The sequence below is a fragment of the uncultured Helicobacter sp. genome (assembly GCF_947367035.1).
Taxonomy (GTDB): domain Bacteria; phylum Campylobacterota; class Campylobacteria; order Campylobacterales; family Helicobacteraceae; genus Helicobacter_D.
In genome coordinates this window covers 16285-35260 of sequence record NZ_CANBCA010000010.1, presented here as the reverse complement: position 1 = coordinate 35260, position 18976 = coordinate 16285, and the positions used below count along the sequence as shown (strand labels likewise).

23 protein-coding genes, 1 tRNA gene and 1 pseudogene are annotated in these 18976 nt (G+C 35.4%); 16 read left to right on the top strand and 9 right to left on the bottom strand.

Going from position 1 to position 18976, the window contains the following annotated elements:
• Window positions 1–3 precede the first annotated feature (3 nt).
• Complete coding sequence (locus tag Q0Y61_RS04825) at window positions 4–384, bottom strand: MerR family transcriptional regulator (RefSeq protein WP_297812210.1); 381 nt, start codon at window positions 382–384, stop codon at window positions 4–6.
• Between the two features lie 407 nt (window positions 385–791).
• Window positions 792–992 carry a hypothetical protein gene (locus Q0Y61_RS04820; protein ID WP_297812206.1) on the bottom strand — a complete coding sequence of 67 codons (201 nt, stop codon included), beginning with the start codon at window positions 990–992 and terminating at the stop codon, window positions 792–794.
• Window positions 993–1228: 236 nt separating this feature from the next.
• Here Q0Y61_RS04820 and Q0Y61_RS04815 point away from each other — a divergent pair, with 236 nt between their 5' ends.
• The 5 genes and pseudogenes from Q0Y61_RS04815 to Q0Y61_RS04795 all read left to right on the top strand — a co-directional run bounded on the left by Q0Y61_RS04815 (window position 1229) and on the right by Q0Y61_RS04795 (window position 5568).
• Window positions 1229–1570, top strand: a complete 342-nt coding sequence (locus tag Q0Y61_RS04815) for a hypothetical protein (RefSeq protein WP_297812203.1) — start codon at window positions 1229–1231, stop codon at window positions 1568–1570.
• A gap of 250 nt (window positions 1571–1820) precedes the next feature.
• Window positions 1821–2803: pseudogene (locus Q0Y61_RS04810) on the top strand (DNA adenine methylase).
• 57 nt (window positions 2804–2860) lie between these two features.
• Window positions 2861–3919 carry a DNA adenine methylase gene (locus tag Q0Y61_RS04805; protein WP_297812200.1) on the top strand — a complete coding sequence of 353 codons (1059 nt, stop codon included), beginning with the start codon at window positions 2861–2863 and terminating at the stop codon, window positions 3917–3919.
• A 23-nt stretch (window positions 3920–3942) separates the two neighbouring features.
• Window positions 3943–5043 (top strand): hypothetical protein, encoded by a 1101-nt coding sequence (locus Q0Y61_RS04800; RefSeq protein WP_297812198.1) that lies wholly within the window; start codon window positions 3943–3945, stop codon window positions 5041–5043.
• Between the two features lie 3 nt (window positions 5044–5046).
• Window positions 5047–5568: a type II restriction endonuclease gene (locus Q0Y61_RS04795; RefSeq protein ID WP_366517287.1), complete on the top strand. Its 522-nt coding sequence runs from the start codon at window positions 5047–5049 to the stop codon at window positions 5566–5568.
• A gap of 135 nt (window positions 5569–5703) precedes the next feature.
• On the opposite strand, the gene Q0Y61_RS04790 is transcribed toward Q0Y61_RS04795, so the two are convergent.
• Entirely contained in the window at window positions 5704–6654 is a 951-nt protein-coding gene (locus tag Q0Y61_RS04790) for an aldo/keto reductase (RefSeq protein WP_297812196.1), read from the bottom strand.
• Window positions 6655–6879: 225 nt separating this feature from the next.
• On the opposite strand from Q0Y61_RS04790, the gene Q0Y61_RS04785 reads away from it, so the two are divergent.
• A complete protein-coding gene (locus Q0Y61_RS04785; RefSeq protein WP_297812194.1) occupies window positions 6880–7476 on the top strand; it encodes a peroxiredoxin in 597 nt (198 codons plus the stop codon).
• Between the two features lie 164 nt (window positions 7477–7640).
• On the opposite strand, the gene Q0Y61_RS04780 is transcribed toward Q0Y61_RS04785, so the two are convergent.
• Window positions 7641–8435 carry a TatD family hydrolase gene (locus tag Q0Y61_RS04780; RefSeq protein ID WP_297812191.1) on the bottom strand — a complete coding sequence of 265 codons (795 nt, stop codon included), beginning with the start codon at window positions 8433–8435 and terminating at the stop codon, window positions 7641–7643.
• Window positions 8436–8493: 58 nt separating this feature from the next.
• On the opposite strand from Q0Y61_RS04780, the gene ribE reads away from it, so the two are divergent.
• From ribE to Q0Y61_RS04755, 5 genes are all read left to right on the top strand, one after another.
• The gene (gene ribE / locus Q0Y61_RS04775) at window positions 8494–9129 is read left to right on the top strand and encodes a riboflavin synthase (RefSeq protein WP_297812188.1); all 636 of its coding nucleotides are present in this window, start codon (window positions 8494–8496) and stop codon (window positions 9127–9129) included.
• Window positions 9129–9410 (top strand): EscU/YscU/HrcU family type III secretion system export apparatus switch protein, encoded by a 282-nt coding sequence (locus Q0Y61_RS04770; RefSeq protein ID WP_297812185.1) that lies wholly within the window; start codon window positions 9129–9131, stop codon window positions 9408–9410. The genes ribE and Q0Y61_RS04770 overlap by 1 nt, the downstream gene beginning before the upstream one ends.
• 56 nt (window positions 9411–9466) lie before the next feature.
• Window positions 9467–10300 carry a flagellar hook-basal body protein gene (locus Q0Y61_RS04765; protein ID WP_297812181.1) on the top strand — a complete coding sequence of 278 codons (834 nt, stop codon included), beginning with the start codon at window positions 9467–9469 and terminating at the stop codon, window positions 10298–10300.
• A 13-nt stretch (window positions 10301–10313) separates the two neighbouring features.
• Complete coding sequence (flgG, locus tag Q0Y61_RS04760) at window positions 10314–11105, top strand: flagellar basal-body rod protein FlgG (protein ID WP_297812178.1); 792 nt, start codon at window positions 10314–10316, stop codon at window positions 11103–11105.
• A 168-nt stretch (window positions 11106–11273) separates the two neighbouring features.
• Window positions 11274–11504 (top strand): hypothetical protein, encoded by a 231-nt coding sequence (locus Q0Y61_RS04755; RefSeq protein WP_297812176.1) that lies wholly within the window; start codon window positions 11274–11276, stop codon window positions 11502–11504.
• A gap of 298 nt (window positions 11505–11802) precedes the next feature.
• On the opposite strand, the gene mnmA is transcribed toward Q0Y61_RS04755, so the two are convergent.
• Both mnmA and Q0Y61_RS04745 read right to left on the bottom strand, forming a co-directional pair.
• Window positions 11803–12852 carry a tRNA 2-thiouridine(34) synthase MnmA gene (mnmA, locus tag Q0Y61_RS04750; protein ID WP_297812172.1) on the bottom strand — a complete coding sequence of 350 codons (1050 nt, stop codon included), beginning with the start codon at window positions 12850–12852 and terminating at the stop codon, window positions 11803–11805.
• Window position 12853: 1 nt separating this feature from the next.
• Window positions 12854–13273: a hypothetical protein gene (locus Q0Y61_RS04745; protein WP_297812169.1), complete on the bottom strand. Its 420-nt coding sequence runs from the start codon at window positions 13271–13273 to the stop codon at window positions 12854–12856.
• A 54-nt stretch (window positions 13274–13327) separates the two neighbouring features.
• Between Q0Y61_RS04745 and Q0Y61_RS04740 the strand changes: the two genes are divergently transcribed.
• Both Q0Y61_RS04740 and Q0Y61_RS04735 read left to right on the top strand, forming a co-directional pair.
• The gene (locus Q0Y61_RS04740) at window positions 13328–13516 is read left to right on the top strand and encodes a hypothetical protein (RefSeq protein ID WP_297812166.1); all 189 of its coding nucleotides are present in this window, start codon (window positions 13328–13330) and stop codon (window positions 13514–13516) included.
• Window positions 13517–13533: 17 nt separating this feature from the next.
• Window positions 13534–13668 carry a hypothetical protein gene (locus Q0Y61_RS04735; RefSeq protein WP_297812163.1) on the top strand — a complete coding sequence of 45 codons (135 nt, stop codon included), beginning with the start codon at window positions 13534–13536 and terminating at the stop codon, window positions 13666–13668.
• Between the two features lie 2 nt (window positions 13669–13670).
• Here Q0Y61_RS04735 and Q0Y61_RS04730 read toward each other — a convergent pair whose 3' ends face one another.
• The 3 genes from Q0Y61_RS04730 to Q0Y61_RS04720 all read right to left on the bottom strand — a co-directional run bounded on the left by Q0Y61_RS04730 (window position 13671) and on the right by Q0Y61_RS04720 (window position 16722).
• Complete coding sequence (locus tag Q0Y61_RS04730; protein ID WP_297812161.1) at window positions 13671–15320, bottom strand: hypothetical protein; 1650 nt, start codon at window positions 15318–15320, stop codon at window positions 13671–13673.
• Window positions 15321–15350: 30 nt separating this feature from the next.
• Window positions 15351–16514: a hypothetical protein gene (locus Q0Y61_RS04725; protein ID WP_297812158.1), complete on the bottom strand. Its 1164-nt coding sequence runs from the start codon at window positions 16512–16514 to the stop codon at window positions 15351–15353.
• A 132-nt stretch (window positions 16515–16646) separates the two neighbouring features.
• Window positions 16647–16722, bottom strand: a tRNA-Glu gene (locus Q0Y61_RS04720).
• An 81-nt stretch (window positions 16723–16803) separates the two neighbouring features.
• Between Q0Y61_RS04720 and Q0Y61_RS04715 the strand changes: the two genes are divergently transcribed.
• The 3 genes from Q0Y61_RS04715 to Q0Y61_RS04705 are packed head-to-tail and all read left to right on the top strand — an operon-like array spanning window position 16804 to window position 18974.
• Window positions 16804–17916: an epoxyqueuosine reductase QueH gene (locus Q0Y61_RS04715; protein ID WP_297812155.1), complete on the top strand. Its 1113-nt coding sequence runs from the start codon at window positions 16804–16806 to the stop codon at window positions 17914–17916.
• Between the two features lie 56 nt (window positions 17917–17972).
• Window positions 17973–18212: a DUF2443 domain-containing protein gene (locus tag Q0Y61_RS04710; protein ID WP_297812152.1), complete on the top strand. Its 240-nt coding sequence runs from the start codon at window positions 17973–17975 to the stop codon at window positions 18210–18212.
• 18 nt (window positions 18213–18230) lie between these two features.
• Complete coding sequence (locus tag Q0Y61_RS04705; protein ID WP_297812149.1) at window positions 18231–18974, top strand: EI24 domain-containing protein; 744 nt, start codon at window positions 18231–18233, stop codon at window positions 18972–18974.
• Window positions 18975–18976: the final 2 nt, after the last annotated feature.

Genomic DNA, 18976 nt, shown 5'->3' with positions numbered 1-18976 from the left:
GTGCTATTTTTTTGAAACATTACAACGGCATTGTTTATCAAGAAATTTGATTTTTTCTTCTATTTTGCTTAGAATTTCTTGTGTGGCTTGCATATCTTTAATAATGAGTTCTCTTTGGGTTTCAAGGATTTTTTTACGCTTTTGAAAAGTGCTTTTTTGTCCAAGTGAAACTAAGTGCATATATTGTTTAATATTTGCCAAACTCATTCGCACGAAGCGAAACCATTCAATCCATTTAAGCTTTAGTATATCTTCATCGCCAAAGAGTCTAACACCATTTTTATCCGTTTCTAATTCAGGAAAAAGTCCCTTTTTGAGCCAAAAACGAATCCTAGTAGAGGGTATCCCTGTTTCTCGCTCTGCTTCAATGATTGTTTTTTTCATTACTCACTTCCTTTGTTATTGATTGCAAATTATATAACAAGTTTGCAAAAATTACTCTTGCTTTATCATTATCTTTATCGCTCGTGCGGGATTCCCTACGACAATCACATTGTTATTCCGCCCCCATCCATAAAGGCGTAACCCCCTCTTTTGATATTCCCGCAACAGATGCGACAAAGCTTAAAGCCGAGCTTGTCTGCCTTAATCAAAAGGCATTAGGAAATTTTCATCTTACCAACGAATTAGCCAAGCAAAAGACATTTTTAAACACGCTAAGATTAGAATATGAATATTTCAAAACGCAAGAGGACATCTCGCCTTTAGCAATGAAATCTCGCAAAGAAGCAAATCGGCATTATCTCGCCCTTATAAGATTAATTGCCTATATGCAATACCATAATGCAGAGTTAAGTTATCGGGCTGCATACATCAATATATTTTTCAAAGCAAGAGGCTTTTTCTAGCTCCTCTAAAGTCAGGCTAACCGCGCTATTTGCACTTCCACACGCAGGATAAAGCGTGGCAAGATTTTGCAAACAAACATCTAAATACACTTTTACAAAGGAAAGTGTTTTAACAATCTCCCCCCTCCTCACAACCAATCGCATTTGCTGCCTCTGCAACTGAAGCCGATGAAGTAGAAAACTACATTATTTTGCCCTCCAAACCATACTTTGCTAAATGCTCCCTTGCCTTTGCTAAGACATTTGCGCTCGTTTGCATAAAAGAATCTGTGCGTCTATGAAGGAATCCGCTAAAGCAATAGTCCCTCTTGCATTCAGTGATTTTAAATAATTTTTGTTAAAATTTTGCGCTTGTATAAAGATAAAATAAAGGAGAAATGATGAAAAAGATTCTATTCGTCATAGGGTTATTGTTTGGTGGAATCGTCTATGGCAATGACAAAGAAGTAGAAAAAACAATAGTACAAATGGGGTTTGACGCAATGGAATGCACATTCAAAGAAATGGCACAAGTAAAACCAGAAGATGACAACGAGGAAAGAAAGCTGTTTGATATATTTTGGAAGAGGTGTGTTAATGAGGCGTTAGGCAAAATATCTTTTTCGGACAGGATTAAGCTTAATAGGCATTATGAGAAAAATAAGGAGCTAGTTCATCAAAAATTAATAGAGGGTGCGAAATTTTATGCGGAAACCCTCATAAGTCCATTTCAGATAAGATAAATTTACAAGGATTACAAAGCTATAATGTTTGTGAAATTTGAGCATAAATAAAGCTTATACACTCTTCCTACCATTACACTTGCGACAAAAATTTGGCAGTTTTCTTTTGTGCTTTTACCCTTTTGCTAAGAATCACGATTACTTCAAGCTAGTGTGCAAAGTTACATTTTAAGCAAATTATACTAGAATGTCAAAAACAACTTAAGGCAATCCATTGACACAACAGCGGTATTCATTTGACTTTTACCCTTTGGCACACGATGCAAAATACAAAGAACAGAATGTTGCAAAAGAGTGCTTTTTACGCAATCTCAAAGGCAAATCCTCACACTACAAACGCTACACCAAAAGTCCTTTGCGTTATGGTGGAGGCAAGAGCCTAGCAGTTGGGCTAATCTTGGAACATTTTCCTAATGATATAAAAAGGCTTATTTCGCCCTTTATGGGTGGAGGAAGCGTAGAAATCGCAAGTGCATTAGAGTTAGATTTGGAAGTGAAAGCCTTTGATATTTTTGATATTTTGGTGAATTTTTGGCAAATTTTGATTACAGATTCTAATGGACTTTATAAAGCCTTATTGGAACTTAAACCTACAAAAGAAACCTATGCAGAGATAAAAGAGGAGTTGAAAACCTATTGGAATGAGAGGCATAAAAATTCGCAAAATACCCCGCAAATTAAGCTAGATTCTCTAACTCTTGCAAGAGATTATTATTTTAATTTTAATCTTTCTTATGGACCCGGATTTTTGGGCTGGATGAGCAAGATTTACGAGGATAAAAGTCGCTATTTGAATGCGTTGCAAAAATTAAAAGATTTGGGGCAAGATAAAAGATTGCAAAATCTTAGTGTAGAATGCGTAAGCTTTGAAAAGGTGTTTGAAGCCTATCCTAAGGATTTTTTCTACTGCGACCCACCTTATTTTTTAGAGGGGGATTCTCAAATGTTTAAGGGAATCTATCCTATGCGGAATTTTCCTATTCATCATAATGGATTTAACCACGCACTTTTGGCGCAATATCTCAAAAATCACAAGGGCAAGTTTATTTTAAGCTATAATGACTGCAAATTCGTGCGGGAGGCGTATAAAGATTTTAGAATTTTAGAGCCTAAATGGCAATATACGATGGGGCAAGGCGAAACGCGCGTTGGTAAAATCGCATAGAGCGAGGCGATAAAGATAATATCAAACAAAGCCACGAGTTGTTGATAAGGAATTTTGATAAATTATGATATTTTTATATAATAATTATTTTATTAGGAAAAATTAATTAATAAGGTAATTAGAGTATGACAAAAAGCCTATTTAATGACTATTTTGCATTTCAATTTCCACAGCCACAATATTTAGGAGCAAAATATAAACATTTGCACTTTATTCAGGAATGTTTGCCAAAGGATATTCATAGTGTCGCGGATGCTTTTGCTGGCTCTCAGTCTGTATCCTATTTTTTTAAACAAAATGGATATGAGGTGCATACGAATGATTTTTTAACCTTTAGTCATAAAATAGGAGAAGCATTAATAGAGAATTATAATATTAAAATTTCTAATAATGATATAAACATATTATTTCAAAGTAATCAAGATTTACATTATTTTAATTTAATGCAGAATCTCTTTACAGATATTTTTTTTAAAGAGGAAGAAGCTGCCTTTTTAGATTCTTTTAGGAGTAATATTGAATTATTGGAGATACAGAAACAATCTCTTGCATTCGCTTTAATTAATAGGGCAATTACAAGAAAAGTAACGATGGGTCATTTTGCACATACAAGTGCCTTAAAATATGCAAGCAGAGAGGAAAGAATTAGGCGCAATCCAAATCTTGCTCGTCCAATTAAAGAAATATTTTTAAATCTTGTTCCAGACTACAATCAAGCAGTATTTCATAATGCAAAAAATAATAAAAGCTATAATCTTGATGCAATAGAGTTTGTGCAAAGGATTAATGAATGTGTGGATTTAGTTTATTTTGACCCTCCATATTGTGGAAGCCATGCAGACTATCAAGCATTTTATCACCTTTTAGAAACATACACTAATTATTGGAAAGATAAAAACTTTATCAATGGAACAAGAAGATATACCCCAAAAAAGTATAGTGGCTTTGACACAAAGAAAGATATTATAGCATCTTTTGAGAAGCTTTTTTTATCAGCACAAAAAATACCTTATTGGATTATAAGTTATAACGATAGAAGTTTTCCTAATATGGATAATATGAAAGATATGTTAAAACAATATAAGAAAGTAGTTATTAGAGAAAAACCATATCAAAATAGTGTAGGAGGAAAAGGGAGTGTGAAGGGAAGCAAAGAGTTTTTGTTTATATGCAGCCCATACTAGACTAGAAAGGATAAAATAAAAATATGAGAAATTTTGAAGAATGGTTAAATCTTTTTAACTCACAAAATCTTTATTTGTTTAATAAGGATGAGAGTGGAATTTTATGGCTTAAAATTAAATCAATGATACGAAAAGAAATTTTAGATTTTATTAAAATTCACTTTAATATTATTTTACAGACAAAAACACAACAAGAAAAATTTAGAGAACTTTATAATCTCGCTATAGAAGGTATGATTACCCATAATGATATTGATAAAATTTTACATAGTTATAATAAAGTAGAAATCGCAACAATAGAACAAAAATTCCACGAGATAGAATCAGAACTTTATAAAATGACTTATTTTGCTTGGGGTGGAGATTCTACTAATTCATTAGACAAACAAATTGTTTCTTATGTTAAAGATATTTATAAATATAATGATATTGTGTATAAAATTGAAAATGATATTGCAGAAAATACAAGAAATTACACATTAAGCAGTTGGTATAATAATTGGACAACTATACTTACTGAACATATATTTAAAATACACCCAAAAGTTACATCAGCTATTGGAAAAATAAAAAGTGTTGATTTTTTTATTGAAAATATACCAATTGATTTAAAAATTACTTACTTACCAAAAGAATTTTTAAAAATGCAAAGAAAGAATTATGGATTTGGCAGTGAAATAACTTTACTTAAGCAAATAGCGAAGAGGTATAGCTTGGTATTTGACAAGATGGATAGCGATGAAACAATAAAATATCAAATTGTGCAACAAATTAAAGATACAAACAATAAAAATTTATTTTGGGAATTGCAAAATATTGATAAACAAAATCAAAAAATTATTTATGACACTATACATAATAAATATACACTTATCCGATGGTTATATGAAAATCAAGGAGATTTGAGATTTGGGGCAGAAAACAGGCTATTTATTGTCTTGATAGATAGTTCAGATTTTTCACAGTCTTGGAAACTTAAAAGAAACTTTAGGATTATTAGACCAACAATTATTGATTATCTAAATGATTTTAGCAGTGCCAATTTTTCAAACAATATTGTTGATTTTGTCTTTCATCAAAAAAATTATAAGGCATTAGCCGATATTATATTTATTGTAACATAATGAGTGCATAAAAATCTAAAAGATGAAAAAGGCAATCCATTACCCCAAAGCATTTTAACCCAAAATGTCGCAAGGGTTTATCTTATCGTTGTCAATGGCGAGATTAAAAAGATTGGGGGAAGTCAAGCTGATGGTGGCATTAAAAATACTTTGTCTATTTATCGTGATGGTGGGACAAAGGGACGACCGAGCATTAGAAGTTTTGGGATATGGTATTTTTTGTATCATACGATTCTAAGTGGCGCAAAAATAGAATTTTATATGATTTACCAAGAGAATTTTGAAAAAGACATTAAGGGGCTTTTTGGGCTTAAAAGAATCCAAAATGCTTATATTTCTTATAAACTTATAGAGCAATGTTGTGTAGAGGATTATTTGAGCGTTGAGGGCGGCAAACACCCTGATTGGAATGTGCAAGAACAAGGAATGGATTGGCCACTTGACATCAAGAACGAACACGCAGAAATTCTAAAAAATAGCTCAACTAGAGAGAAAAACATAAAAAGAGCAGAAGTAAAAAGGTAAATAATGATTTCACACATAATACAAACTTTACATAGAAATTTAGAGATAAAAAAGCAAATAGCCAAAATAGATATTTTTCAAGCTTGAATACCGCAAAGGCTTATTTATTCATTTTTACTTTATACCAAACTTCCCCTAATAATTCGTCCAAGAAAATGCACTTTTATTCGTATCAAGCTCTTTAAGAATCCGCATATCCTGCGCACTTAAAGAAAAATCAAAGACATTAAGATTTTCTTGCATTCTTGCTCTTTTAGAAGTTTTTGGTATGACAGAGATTCCTTGTTCAATCAAAAATCGTAAAACCACCTGCGCGGGTGTTTTGTTGTATTTTTGTGCTATGTTTTTCAGTGTGGGATTTTCTAAAATTGAACCTTTCCCCGCGATAAAAGGACTCCAGCTTTGCAACAAAGTTTTTTTGCTCTTCATCGCCTCTCTTAAGGGCTTTTGTTGGAGGAGTAAATGTGTCTCGCACTGATTAATCGCAGGAATCACCTCACAAGATTTCACAAACTCGCTATACGCCTTTGCACCAAAGTTTGAAATGCCAATAACCCTTAAAATACCTTGCTTATAAAAGCTCTCCATTGCTCTATACATCGCCTTAGATTGCGAGTATGGCATATGGATAAGCAAAGAATCAATATAATCAAGCCCTAAAGTTTTTAAGGATTTTTCAATGGATTTTTTTGCTAAATCCTCGCTACTTGATTCTAAAAGCTTAGTTTGGATAAAAAACTCCTCACGTTTGATTCCGCCTTTTACTGCCGCATTTATCGCTGCTCCAAGCTCGGCTTCATTATTATACATCTGTGCGCTATCAAAGAGCCGATAACCCACCTCTATGGCTTCGCTCATCGCCTTTTGCCCTGCTTTACCCGTAAGCGAATAAGTGCCAAGCCCAAGAATGGGCATTTTAACGCCATTATTGAGGGTGAGAGTTTGCATTTTTGCTCCTTTTTTGGAAATTTGCTTCAAATCTTGTGCGAAAAGTGGATAAGGTATATAAGCCCCGAGTGTCGCTACTCCTGTGAATTGTGCTAGATTCTTTAAAAAGTCTCTACGATTTGCATTATACGATTTCATAGAATCCTCCTTGTTTGTAAAATAGATTGTGTAATTATACAGCCTGATATTAAGTATTTGTCAAGGGGTGAAAGAGGTTTTCCCTTTTATTGTTCAAACAAGAAATACCTACGCCTAAGGTTTTTATTAAAGAATATAAGAATTAATCTTATATTTATATAAGATTTGTTAGCATTACATAATTGATATTTTTTATCAATTAACTATTTTTATAAGGATTTAACAATGCTAGTAACGAAAAAAGCTCCGGATTTTAAAGCTCCCGCAGTTTTAGCAAATAATACTATCGTGGAGGATTTTGAACTTTCAAAGAACTTAGGAAGCAAAGGTGCGGTCGTTTTCTTCTGGCCTAAAGACTTTACTTTTGTTTGTCCCTCTGAAATTATTGCAATGGACCACAGAGTGAAAGCTTTTGCCGAAAAAGGATTTAATGTCATTGGTGTTTCTATTGACTCTGATGTTGTGCATTTTGCGTGGAAAAATACCCCGGTCAATCAAGGTGGAATCGGAAATGTGCAATTCCCAATGGTTTCAGACATTACTAAACAAATCTCTCGTGATTATGAGGTACTAATTGGTGATGCGGTTGCACTTCGTGGTTCATTTTTAATTGACAAAAACCAAGTCGTTCGCCACGCTGTGATTAATGACTTGCCACTTGGTCGCAATATGGACGAAATGCTAAGAATGTGTGATGCACTTACTTTCTTTGAAGAACATGGGGAAGTTTGCCCAGCGGGTTGGAATAAAGGTGACAAGGGTATGAAAGCAAATGCACAAGGTGTAGCAGAATACCTTTCACAAAATGCGGACAAGTTATGATATTTTGCAAGGATTTCCTTGCAAATTCCAACCACTTCATCATTCAATTCCTTAACTTTAATCAAGCACGCAAGATTTCTAAACAGCTTGCCTAATAAAATCAATACCAAATAATGTCAAGTGTAGCATCCCTCTGACTAAGACTTTAAAGATGGGTTGAGATTCTACAATGTGCCAAAAAGCCTTGTGGTGTTTTGATGAATTTGTGTAGCCAAAGTTTCTTTTGGCAAGTTTAGAATCTCACTCATTCTCTCTAACACTAGAGGAATGAAGCTTGGCTCATTGCGCTTACCACGATAGGGGTGTGGTGCAAGATAGGGTGCGTCTGTTTCAAGTAAAAGGGATTCTAGCGGGATTTTGGGTATAATCTCTACAAGCTTCCTTGCATTTTTAAAGGTTAAAACTCCTCCGATTCCATAATAAAAATTAAATTTTGCTAAGGCTAAAAGCTGAAAATCTGCATTAAAACAATGCAAGATACCACCCTTAAGCTTTGGTGCGAAGTTTGACAAAATCTCCAAACTATCCAACGAAGCATCTCTAATATGCACGATTAAGGGCTTTTGATATTCTATGGCAAGGTTGATTTGAGCAATAAAAACTTCTTTCTGCTTTCGCTTTACCTCCGCCTCACTCTCTACCCCAAACTTTGCGATCTTGTCTTCCATTCTATAATAATCTAGCCCACATTCTCCGACTGCAATACATTTAGAATCGCTTAAAAAGGGCAAAAGACTCTCCTCCTCATACAAATACGCCAAATCAGGGTGCAACCCCAATGCAAAGTAAATTTCATCATAAGTGTGGGCTAACTCTTGCGCCCTTTTTAAGTCTTTTGGGTCGGCTGCTGGGATAATAAAGCGCACAATTCCTGCGCTTTTAGCTCGTTCTATCATCAGAGGAAAATCCTCTATAAACCGCTCATCATCTAAATGACAATGCGTATCACAAAGCTGCATATTACTCCTTTTATGCTAGAATTTGAAATTTTAATGCAATTTTACTTAAAGGTTAGAAATGTTTACAGGACTTGTGCGTGAGTTTGGCGAAGTCAAATCTCTACAAGGTGCGACACTGACCATCAATGCAAAATACAAGCCTAAAATTGGTGATTCTATTGCGGTAAATGGTGCTTGTCTTACTGCGACTGAAACTTTTAATGATGGCTTTGCATTAGAGCTTAGCGAAGAGACACAAAGGCATATTGCGCTAGAGACTTACAAAGGCTTTGTGCATATTGAACCTGCAATGCGTTTAAGTGATAGATTAGATGGGCATATCGTGCAAGGGCATATTGATGGAATCGGAGAAATTACTCAGATAGAATCCCACACAATTGGAATGGACTTTTTTATCCGCACAACTCCTGAAATCCTCGCACTTTGTGTGCCAAAGGGAAGCATTGCAATTCAAGGGATTAGTCTAACGATTAATGAAGTCTTGAAAGATTCCTTGCGTTTGACAATTATCCCACACACACTGCATTCTACACTTTTTAAGCATTACAAAGTAGGAATGCGGGTGAATATAGAAACCGATTGCTTTGCACGTCTTGTGCGTCATTTTCTTTTCACACAATCAACACAAACAAATTGCGATTCTAGCTTTAGCTTAAGCTGGGAAGCAGTAGATAAAATACTAGGAAGTTATTAATGCCACTACCTCCCAATCAAAAAGCAGTCGCGCTTGCTTATGAACAAAACAAACAACGTGCCCCAAAAGTCATCGCCAAAGGCGAAGGTTTCCTCGCACAACAAATCATACAAAAGGCAAAAGAATATGAGATTCCACTCTTTCAGAGTAAAGCTCTTGTGGATTCACTGATTGATTTAGAATTAGATGAGGAGATTCCACCTGCCCTTTATAAAGCAGTGGTAGAAGTGTTTATTTGGCTCTATAAAACAGAAAGTAAAGCACAAATGAGTAATCAATAAATTTTGGAACGCCTTTTGCTTTAACCAACTACAAAAGTTTAACAAAAGGCATAAAAATGCAAGGTGGATATTATAGTTCTGTCGGTGGTATGGTTACGCAAATCAACCGCCTAGATGTGATTGCAAACAACATTGCAAACGCAAACACGACCGGCTTTAAACGTGATGATGTTGTGATTGGTGATTTTTTGAGACTTTATGAGCAAGCAAAAGAATTTTTGCCCATTGATGAGCAGACAAAAGACGCAGCGAAATTCTACAATCGCTCTTTAAATCGTGTGCCTCAAATTGTAGAGGAATTTACAGACCGCTCACTTGGTGGAATGATGCAAACGGAGAATACCTTTGATTTCGCACTTGGGCGAGAAAATGCGTATTTTATGATTGAAACACCAGAGGGTATCCGCTATACGCGTGATGGCTCTTTTGTGCTAAACGAGCAAGGTAGGCTAGTCAATAAAGAGGGTTATCCCGTGCTTCCACGCGAATATCTAGACGCTCCACAATATATTGAGTTTATTGATGGATTTCAAGTTGAAGTGGATACCAATGGCAACATTTACACACGTGATTTAAACAATGAGGGCATTAGCGAAATGGCTTTATTAACTAATATTGGGGTCGTGTCTTTTGAAAATCCAAAATATCTTAAAAAAGTCGGGGATAATCTCTATGCCTACCCACAAGAGAGAACCAACGAGCGCGAAGCGTTAGAGCAAAGCGGAGCGGTTCGTCAAGGATTTTTAGAAAAGAGCAATATTAATGTCGTCTATGAAATGACTGGACTGATTGAAACTAATCGTTTAGTGGAAGCTTACTCTAAAGTGCTTAAATCCCATATGGATGAGCTAAACACTGAAGCCATTACAAAATTAGCAGCAAAAGCATAATAAAGGATTCCCAATGATGAGAGCATTATATACAGCAACCACAGGTATGCTAGGACAACAACTTTTTATTGATGTGACTTCTAACAATATTTCAAATGTCAATACATTTGGCTATCGTAAAGAAAGAGCGGAGTTTGCAGACTTGTTTCATCAAGTCTTGCAATATGCAGGGTCAAGCACTTCAGAAACTACGCTTAGTCCAACAGGGATTGAAGTGGGTTTAGGAGTTCGTCCAACTTCAGTGCAAAAGCTATTTTCTCAAGGAAACTTCAAAGAAACAGAACAAAATCTTGACATTGCGATCACAGGCAATGGATTCTTTCAAATTGAACTTCCTGATGGCACGATTGCTTATACACGTGATGGTGCATTTAAAAGAGATGATGAGGGTAATGTTGTTAATTCTCAAGGTTACTTACTTGTGCCAAACATCACGATTCCAGATGATGCCACACAGATTAATATTGGGACAGATGGCACGGTAACCGTTTTGCAAGGAAATGCCACAGAAGTCAATCAACTAGGACAAATTGAAACTGTGAGTTTTATCAATCCTGCAGGACTTCACGCGTTAGGCGATAATCTCTATTTAAACACTAATGCTTCAGGAGATCCGATTGTTGGCACACCTGGGCTTAATGGATTCGGGCAGTTAAGACAAGGATTCGTAGAGACAAGTAATGTAAAGCTAGTAGAAGAAATGACAGACTTAATTGTAGGACAAAGAGCGTATGAAGCAAACTCAAAATCTATTCAAACTGCCGATTCTATGCTTCAAATCGTCAATCAGCTTAAACGCAACTAATCCTCCCAATTAACACTCCTATGCGATTCCATTTGCGGAATCGTAAAAACACAGAATAATCAAAGCAAATTTTTATTAAACTTTCCAAACTCAAAAATTTTGTTTATTTTAAGTTTTTTCTAACTTCGCAAACCTAGATTCATTCAAATTTTCTTTACGCTTTACGCATTGCTTAACGTGCTTTTCATCACAGATACTGCGAATTGCCACTTCAAACACAAGCTAGAACCTTTTGCTAAGTTCAACGAAAATTCCCTCACGCGACTTTTTATAGTATTCACCAATATTATGGCAGCACAAGCTTCTACACAAGCTATAAGCAACTTGTCTGTAATTATCAAATTCTCCACAGCATATTGTGCTAGTCATTGGGGAATCCACGCAGAGAAATTTTCTTGAAGTTTATGGTTATGAGCTTCCCACCACTCCTTTTTAAAAAAATTTTGTAAATAATAAAAAAGGGGCAATTAGTGTTATTTAGCGACATAATCTTGTATTTGTGCAAACCAAACTCGCCTTACAACATTTGCTGAATTTTTCCAATACCCAAGATAAACAATAGAATCAATCTTTAGACCTTATCAATCTCTTTTCCCTTGCGGGATACAAAACCGCTGTTTTTTCCAATCGAGAAGTTGTCGGCTCGGAAGTTAATGCCTTTACTGCCATTGCGTCCTTTACGGATTACAAGGCAAACTTAAACAATAAATCCGCCTCCCAATACTTTGTCGTCCTCATAAAGCACCAAAGCCTGCCCACTTGCTACGCCAAAGGCTGGCTCTTGAAGATTCGCAAGCAAGATTTCTTGTTTTTTGCCTTGTGAATGCGTTAGTTGCACCCTTGCCTTTGTTTTATGGCTTTTATAGCGAATCTTTACCTCACATTCTAAGATTTGTTTATCCTCAAATATTTCCTTAGGCACAGAAAAATTGATTGCCCGCACTTGATAAGTCGCCAATTCTTCCTTTTTGCCTACAACAATCGTATTTTCCTGCGGATTAATCTTTAGCACATAATGTGGATTCAATGCGCCCTTAATCGTAAAGCCCTTGCGCTTGCCAATCGTGTATTGCATATAGCCTTTATGCGAGCCAATCTTTTTGCCCTGCGTATCTAGCACGATTCCAGGAGATTCTACATTATAATGTTTTTGTAAAATATCTATGTAGGTATTTTCCACAAAACAAATTTCTTGCGAATCCTTATAATTCTCTAAATCTCCAAGCCAAGGGAGTTCTTTAAGTGCTAGAGGTTTCATTTCTGCTTTAATTTTATCTCCCAATGGAAAAAGAATGTGTGGAATCCACTCCCTTTTTAGCCCAAACAAAAAATAGCTTTGGTCTTTTACCTTATCTATACCCTGCGCAATATAGCCATTTTTAACCTGCGCATAATGCCCTGTGGCGACATAATCACAGCCTAATTTATCTGCCAACTTAAACGCAATTCCAAATTTCACCAATGGATTACACAAAGCGCAGGGATTAGGAGTGTGTCCTTTGGCATACGATTCTACAAAATAATCATAAACTGCCTTTTTAAAAAGTTCACGCTCGTCTATTACTTCATAAGAGATTCTTAGTTTTTTCGCACATTGCGCAATATTTGCTTCATAATATTGATGTTTTTCTTCTTTGTCGTGTAGTTTCAAATATACTCCATACACAGAATATCCTTGCTTTTGTAACAGATAAGCACAATAGCTAGAATCTATACCTCCACTCATTAACAATAAAACTTTTTTCATTTTATTCCTTAATATATGTTAATTTTTCTTTTAACAACAGCCTATTATCTGTATATTTTGCCCATAGAATCTCTAGTGCATAAATCTCTCCACTTCCAAGCTTGGCAAAGGGATAGAGTGCATAATAAATACTTCTTTGCTCTTTTGTAACAGGTTTAAAAAACGCTTTGATTTGCAAACCTTGAATATGGGCAAGATTTTTAGAATCTTTTGCAATAATTACGCCAACTCTTGGATTTAAAGCACAAAGTTTAATATGCTTAGAATCTTGCGCACTCTTAAAAAGCAAATTGAAATTTACTTCATCAAAAGCATAATAACAACTTGCGCTATAAACTTCAAATGCGAGAGAGTTTTCTTCAAGAACACTTAAACTTAACAAATGATTATTTTTGATAAATTCTTTTATTTTTGCATTCATAAGATGGAATTGTAGCTAAAATTTTGGCGAAAACAAGGGAAAATCATTCAAGAAATGGTAAGATTTAGTATCCTAAGAAACATAAGAAGTTGCAATGAAACCAAAATATCATTTTTTAATAATACAAAATATGCGTTGTGCGGTGTTGTGGCAATGCTAAAAAACGAAGTGGCTTTCAAAATAGAATGGTATTGTCATCATTCCCTTGCTTTTTGTTATTTTTTATTTAGAGATTCCGCTTGAAAAGCGTATTCTTTTGATTGCTTGTTTTGCATTTGCTTTTTCTCTGTCCCTGCAAGATTCCACGAGGAATTGCAGCAATCTATAATGCGGAATCTCACTTACAAAGATTCCATTTTGTCATTACGAGATTCCGTAAGGAATCGTGGCAATAACCCTACATTTCCATTTCAAACTTGCTTCCTCTTAGCTTGTCTTTCTCCTCTAGTTCCGAGAATCTTATCATATTCTCCACATTTTGCATTTTATGAAGCGCATTTACCACGAGTTCCTTACCATCTCCTGTCGTTAGGATAAAAGCGGAGCGACCATTTTGGAAGCTTAATTTGCGGATAAGTTCCACTCCAAGTTCTGCTAGAGAGGTAATAGAACCATTCATATTTATATCTGCGCCTATTTTGTTAAAGTCTAGCTTGTTTAAATCCTCTTCATCAAATCTCATAGCCTCGCTAAACGCATTTGCCCTCCCACTCCTCTCTGTTAAGTCGTTAAAATCTCCATTGCTAGTATATAGCTCATCAAGGCTTAGTTTCATCATTCTGCCTGAATCAAACTTCAATATAAGCATTCCATTATCCTCTAGCTTCATTCCAACGACAGAATCCACATCTCTTAGCGCATTTGCATATTTCATAGCAGTAGATGAGCTATTTAACCCATTGTAAAACTCTCTAAAATTTGCTTCGCTAAATTTCATTCCTGTGATTGCCTGAAATTCTCTGCGGATTGCTAGTTTATCGGCTTTTTCATTATTGTAATAATCGTTATACATTTTGTTAAAGCGATTCTGTAAGCCTGCTAAATAGCTCTCTTGCTTCCCATATTTCCAATCTTCTCTGCCGTCATATCCGCTAAATCTAAGTCGCTCTAGCTTTAACCCACCGTTTAAATCAGTCTTAGAATATGCGAAATCTAGGGATTTTAAGAGTTTCTCAAAGGTTAGCTTCTCTAGGCGGTATTCGTCTTTATGGGTTTTTGTTAAATCTATCCAACCGCTTTCATCGGCATTTTCTGCAAACATTTTTCTAATTTGGTCTTTTTGTGTGTCATTTAGCTTTTTATAGCTTTCCTCTGGGCGAAAGAGACTTGTGCCACTTTCTAAATTTCCTTCATTGTAGCCATATTTCTTGATATTCTCCTCTACATCTCTTTGTGTATTTACAAACTTCGTTAAATCAAGAGAGTTATAAACATTGCTAAATTTTAAGATAACTTCCTCACCCTTAGAGTTGTAGCCCTTTAGCTTTAGCTTACTAAAAAACTCATCACTAGAATCTAAGAATCCATCTTGATTATCATCTAAGTTAATGAGCTGCCCCATATACTCTATGCTTCCAACTCCATATTGATCATTATCATCATCTAAATCTAAGAAAACCTGCATTTCTCCCACAGGCGTATTTAAGTATTGAGACTTTCCAGCGGCATTAAGCATATCTCCACCGCCATTTGCTTTTTCGTGCCAGCGGTAAGCATTATCAAAAATGGTTCTGCCAAACTCATCATAAGAGATAGAGTGAGAGTAGAAGCTAGGAGTGAAGTAATTTAGCTTGTCTCCATTTAAGCTTGAGTGCGAATCTCTAAGCCCAAAGGATTGAATAGAGTTTGAGCCTAAAGCGTTTAATACCCTAGCTCTAGCACTTTCTCGTGCTTGTCTTATTCGCTCTTGTTCTGCTGCTATTCTTGCTTGTTCTTGGGATTCCTTGATTGCTTCCTCTGTTAGCTTGAAGTTGCCATTAGTCTCTATTGTGCCTAAATTATTTGAAACCAATTTGGAGTTAATATGTGTTGGATTGTTGATATTCATTTTCCCGCTCCTTGTCTATTAACTCGCCAATCAATCAAAAGTATATCCAAATGTTTGTGGGTCATAATAAATATCTATATCTTGTAGAGTTAAAATAGATGAAGTGCCACCACTTAAGATTATGTAAGATTCTTGGATTAGAGTATTGATACCATAAGTTACCTGCCCACCTGTGGAATAGATTAGCTTCTCTTTCGCATTATAATTATTCATAAGCTCAAACATTCCTACAATGGGATTATAAAAAAGCTCTTTAGCATTAATATAGAATCTTGTTTCGTCATTTTCTAAATATCGCATTAAATCAGTTACGCTAAAATATCTTTGATAAGAAGCATCATTTGAAAATTTAATTGTCTGATTCCCAAAAGTTTTCTGGACTAATTCTTCATCACTTCCATCCTCTGCTTTCCAACCAATTTGATAATCTAACACTTTTTCTATTGCTTGAATATATACCCACTTGTTAAGAGGAATCGGCTTTTTTGTGGTAATGCGTTCCGTAGAATAATCAGAATACTTTGTAGTAACAGAAAGCAAACCAGAGGGCAATAGTTCAAAATTAAAATACTGATTTTCCCAAGCTGGGTCGCTTTGCTTGTATATTTCGTTTCTGCTAAATAACGAAATGGCTTCAGAGAAATATCCGCCAAGTTTTATCCACATTCCAAAGCTATTAGAATAAGGCATACCCCATTCAGGATATTTATCTGTCGGATTCCTCCCACCATTATAATAAGTCCTTACATTTACATATTCGCTATAAAGCTCTTGCTTGTCGGGATTCCACTTTTGCACCGCATAGTCTTTTGGGCTATCAAGTCTGCTAGAATCTATGGTAAGAATATTTCCAACTTCCGCGAATGGTTTATCTGTGGTATAAGTTACATACAAAACGACATTACCCGCACTATTTTTAAGTGCTACAAGCGAATCGGTAGAGGAGTTAAAAGGTGGCACGACATCGTTATTATAGGGATAAGTCCCACCTCTTGCGCTCTTAGCCACCTTTGTTTGTTTGTTTTGTGGAATCTTTATTGCAGATTTTACTTCTTTTGGGAAGTTTTGCAATATTTCTTTAGCTTCTTTTCCGCTTAGTGTTTCGTCTATCTGCACTTTGGGTTGTGTTTGTGCAAAAAGTAATGCACTAAACGCACTAGAAAATACCAAGCCAACTAACAATTTCTTGAGCATTTGCCCCTCCTAAAATTAAATATTACTCATTATAATATCGGATTTTTTAAAGAAAAGTTAAGGGAAATTTTACATTTAAGAATATGTTAAGTTTGGATTATAAAAAAGAACTATTCTAAGGTGATTTAAAGTTGGCGACCCTTGGAAGATTTGAACTTCCGTGTATGCCGTGAAAGGGCATTATCCTTGGCCACTAGATGAAAGGGTCGCGTGAATTTTAGCATATTTCTGATTAACTTGTGTTAGGTTATGCTAAAATTCGTTTCATTTAACCCAAAAAAGAGAGAAAATGTCATCTGTCCCTTATGATTTCAGCAACCAAAACACAACCCTAGTGCATATTTGTTGCAGTGTAGATAGTCATCACTTCCTAACAAGCCTCCAAAAACTTTACCCTTATAAGCATTTTTGCGGATTCTTTTATAATCCAAACATTCACCCTTATGAGGAATACGCCTTACGTTTAGAAGATGTCAAACGCAGTTGTGCAATGCTTGAGATTCCACTCATCATTGGAGAATATGAGGATAAGGAATGGCTAGAAAATGCGAAAGGATTAGAAAATGAGCCTGAAAAGGGTGAGCGATGTAGCTTTTGCTTTGATTTTCGCTTGGCTAAAACTGCTCAAGTTGCGCAAAAGACGCATTGTGTAGAATTTACAACTACTTTACTTGCAAGTCCGATGAAATCTCAATCGGAGCTTTTTGCACAAGGCGAAAAAATCGCTATAGGTTGGAATCTTGACTTTTTACCTCTTAATGTCCGAAGCAATGGAGGTGTAAAAGTGCAAAATACATTAGCAAAGAGGGCTCAACTCTATCGCCAAAACTACTGCGGCTGCCTTTTTGCTCTTAAAGCCCAACGCAAGAAATCCAACAAAAACGCATTAGAACTTCTCTCCTCTTTAAGCACACCAAAGGAAACTAGGAATCTCCCAGCCTTGCGATTCCACAACTTCCGAACACGCACACAACTAGAAGTGATGAACCAACCCTATCAAATCATTAAGCGTAAAGTCTTGCGCTATCACCTGACACGAGGCTTATTAAAGCAAGAAAATCAAGCAATTCCTAGTTTTATTTGCAGCTATTCTCTCCTTTCTAAACCTGTGAAAGCAAAGATAGAGTTTTGGCATCAAGGAATCGGATATGCAAATAAAGAAGGAATTCTGTTGCTTCTATTTGAAGATTTTAAAGAACTTTTACAGGTTGCAGATTTTACTACTCTCTTGCATATTGGGCTTAGCGAAGAGATGCAGTTGCTTTTGCGCTACAAACTTTTTTCAAAGGGACTTTCTACTTCTCCACTTCTGATTATAGAAAAGCCGATTTTACAGGATTTTACACTAGAGATTTCATCTATTATGCAAGAAGAAATGTTAGAGGATTTTATCCCTTTGTAAAAAATTATCAAAAATGCTAAAATTTTGGCTTAAAACTTGGCAAATAAGGATTTAAAATGTTTGAACGCATTGAAGGGATTTTGCGTGAGATTGAGGAAGCACAAGCAGAGATTCAGCTACTTTTAGGACTAGCAAAGATTTCTTTTGTGGATTATATTATGATTAAACGTGGCTCACAAGATATGCCTGATGAGCTTGGTGCGTGGAATCTGCAACAAATTGATAATGAAGTTTCGCGATTAAAAGAAGCAATTGATACACTTAATAAAATTAAGAGAGAAGTTCTTACTTGGTAGGAATCCTAAAGGATAGCTATGCCCTCTAACATACAAGAACAATTCACGCAAACAAAGCATTATTTTATTCTTGCGAAAAAAGACTTTTTTACGCCTTATTTATTAAGTCTTACCTTTTTGCCTTTATTTTTTGCCTTTATTTTTTGGAGTGTGATTCTCTATGCCTTTGGCAGTGATTGGTATGCAATGCTTTATCATCACTTGCACTGGGATTTAAATCTTTCTATCACTTGGCTTATGTGGATTCAGAGTAGTTTAGATTATATTATTAAAGCAACCATTTTTGTTTTTTTAGCTTTTTGTTTTTTGGTGTTTTCGCTCTTACTTACGCTTATTATTTGTTCTTTTTTAGCACCTTTTGTAGTCAATTTTGTGCGCAATAAGCATTATCCAAATTGCACACTTGAGGGTAATACCAATCTTATCAGTTCCTTGTTATCTTTGCTAGGCATTTATCTTTTATATCTTTTATTTTTGGTGTTTTTATTGCCTTTGTATTTTGTGCCATTTATTGGTTCATTCGTGATTTTGTTGCCTAACTTTTGGCTCTTTTCTAAAACATTAGTCGCGGATGTAGGTGAGGGAATCTTTGAAAAAAATCAGCTCAAACAGGTAAAATTGGAACAAAAAGGGAAAATCCGTAGTGTAACTTTACCTTTGTATGGTTTAAGTTTGATTCCGATTTTAGGCTTTTTTGCACCAGTTTTTGCACTCACTACCTTAGCACATTTATTTTTAAACCTCAAAGACAATAAGTCTTAAAG

Bases quoted from the DNA above. Each gene is read 5' to 3' on its own strand.
- Q0Y61_RS04825 (WP_297812210.1), bottom strand. From the start codon at position 384: ATGAAAAAAACAATCATTGAAGCAGAGCGAGAAACAGGGATACCCTCT.
- Q0Y61_RS04710 (WP_297812152.1), top strand. From the start codon at position 17,973: ATGTTTGAACGCATTGAAGGGATTTTGCGTGAGATTGAGGAAGCACAA.
- Q0Y61_RS04730 (WP_297812161.1), bottom strand. From the start codon at position 15,320: ATGAATATCAACAATCCAACACATATTAACTCCAAATTGGTTTCAAAT.
- Q0Y61_RS04790 (WP_297812196.1), bottom strand. From the start codon at position 6,654: ATGAAATCGTATAATGCAAATCGTAGAGACTTTTTAAAGAATCTAGCA.
- Q0Y61_RS04705 (WP_297812149.1), top strand. From the start codon at position 18,231: ATGCCCTCTAACATACAAGAACAATTCACGCAAACAAAGCATTATTTT.
- Q0Y61_RS04745 (WP_297812169.1), bottom strand. From the start codon at position 13,273: ATGAATGCAAAAATAAAAGAATTTATCAAAAATAATCATTTGTTAAGT.
- Q0Y61_RS04815 (WP_297812203.1), top strand. From the start codon at position 1,229: ATGAAAAAGATTCTATTCGTCATAGGGTTATTGTTTGGTGGAATCGTC.
- Q0Y61_RS04715 (WP_297812155.1), top strand. From the start codon at position 16,804: ATGTCATCTGTCCCTTATGATTTCAGCAACCAAAACACAACCCTAGTG.
- Q0Y61_RS04805 (WP_297812200.1), top strand. From the start codon at position 2,861: ATGACAAAAAGCCTATTTAATGACTATTTTGCATTTCAATTTCCACAG.
- flgG (WP_297812178.1), top strand. From the start codon at position 10,314: ATGATGAGAGCATTATATACAGCAACCACAGGTATGCTAGGACAACAA.
- Q0Y61_RS04820 (WP_297812206.1), bottom strand. From the start codon at position 992: ATGCGATTGGTTGTGAGGAGGGGGGAGATTGTTAAAACACTTTCCTTT.
- Q0Y61_RS04725 (WP_297812158.1), bottom strand. From the start codon at position 16,514: ATGCTCAAGAAATTGTTAGTTGGCTTGGTATTTTCTAGTGCGTTTAGT.
- Q0Y61_RS04740 (WP_297812166.1), top strand. From the start codon at position 13,328: ATGGTAAGATTTAGTATCCTAAGAAACATAAGAAGTTGCAATGAAACC.
- Q0Y61_RS04770 (WP_297812185.1), top strand. From the start codon at position 9,129: ATGCCACTACCTCCCAATCAAAAAGCAGTCGCGCTTGCTTATGAACAA.
- mnmA (WP_297812172.1), bottom strand. From the start codon at position 12,852: ATGAAAAAAGTTTTATTGTTAATGAGTGGAGGTATAGATTCTAGCTAT.
- Q0Y61_RS04800 (WP_297812198.1), top strand. From the start codon at position 3,943: ATGAGAAATTTTGAAGAATGGTTAAATCTTTTTAACTCACAAAATCTT.
- ribE (WP_297812188.1), top strand. From the start codon at position 8,494: ATGTTTACAGGACTTGTGCGTGAGTTTGGCGAAGTCAAATCTCTACAA.
- Q0Y61_RS04765 (WP_297812181.1), top strand. From the start codon at position 9,467: ATGCAAGGTGGATATTATAGTTCTGTCGGTGGTATGGTTACGCAAATC.
- Q0Y61_RS04785 (WP_297812194.1), top strand. From the start codon at position 6,880: ATGCTAGTAACGAAAAAAGCTCCGGATTTTAAAGCTCCCGCAGTTTTA.
- Q0Y61_RS04780 (WP_297812191.1), bottom strand. From the start codon at position 8,435: ATGCAGCTTTGTGATACGCATTGTCATTTAGATGATGAGCGGTTTATA.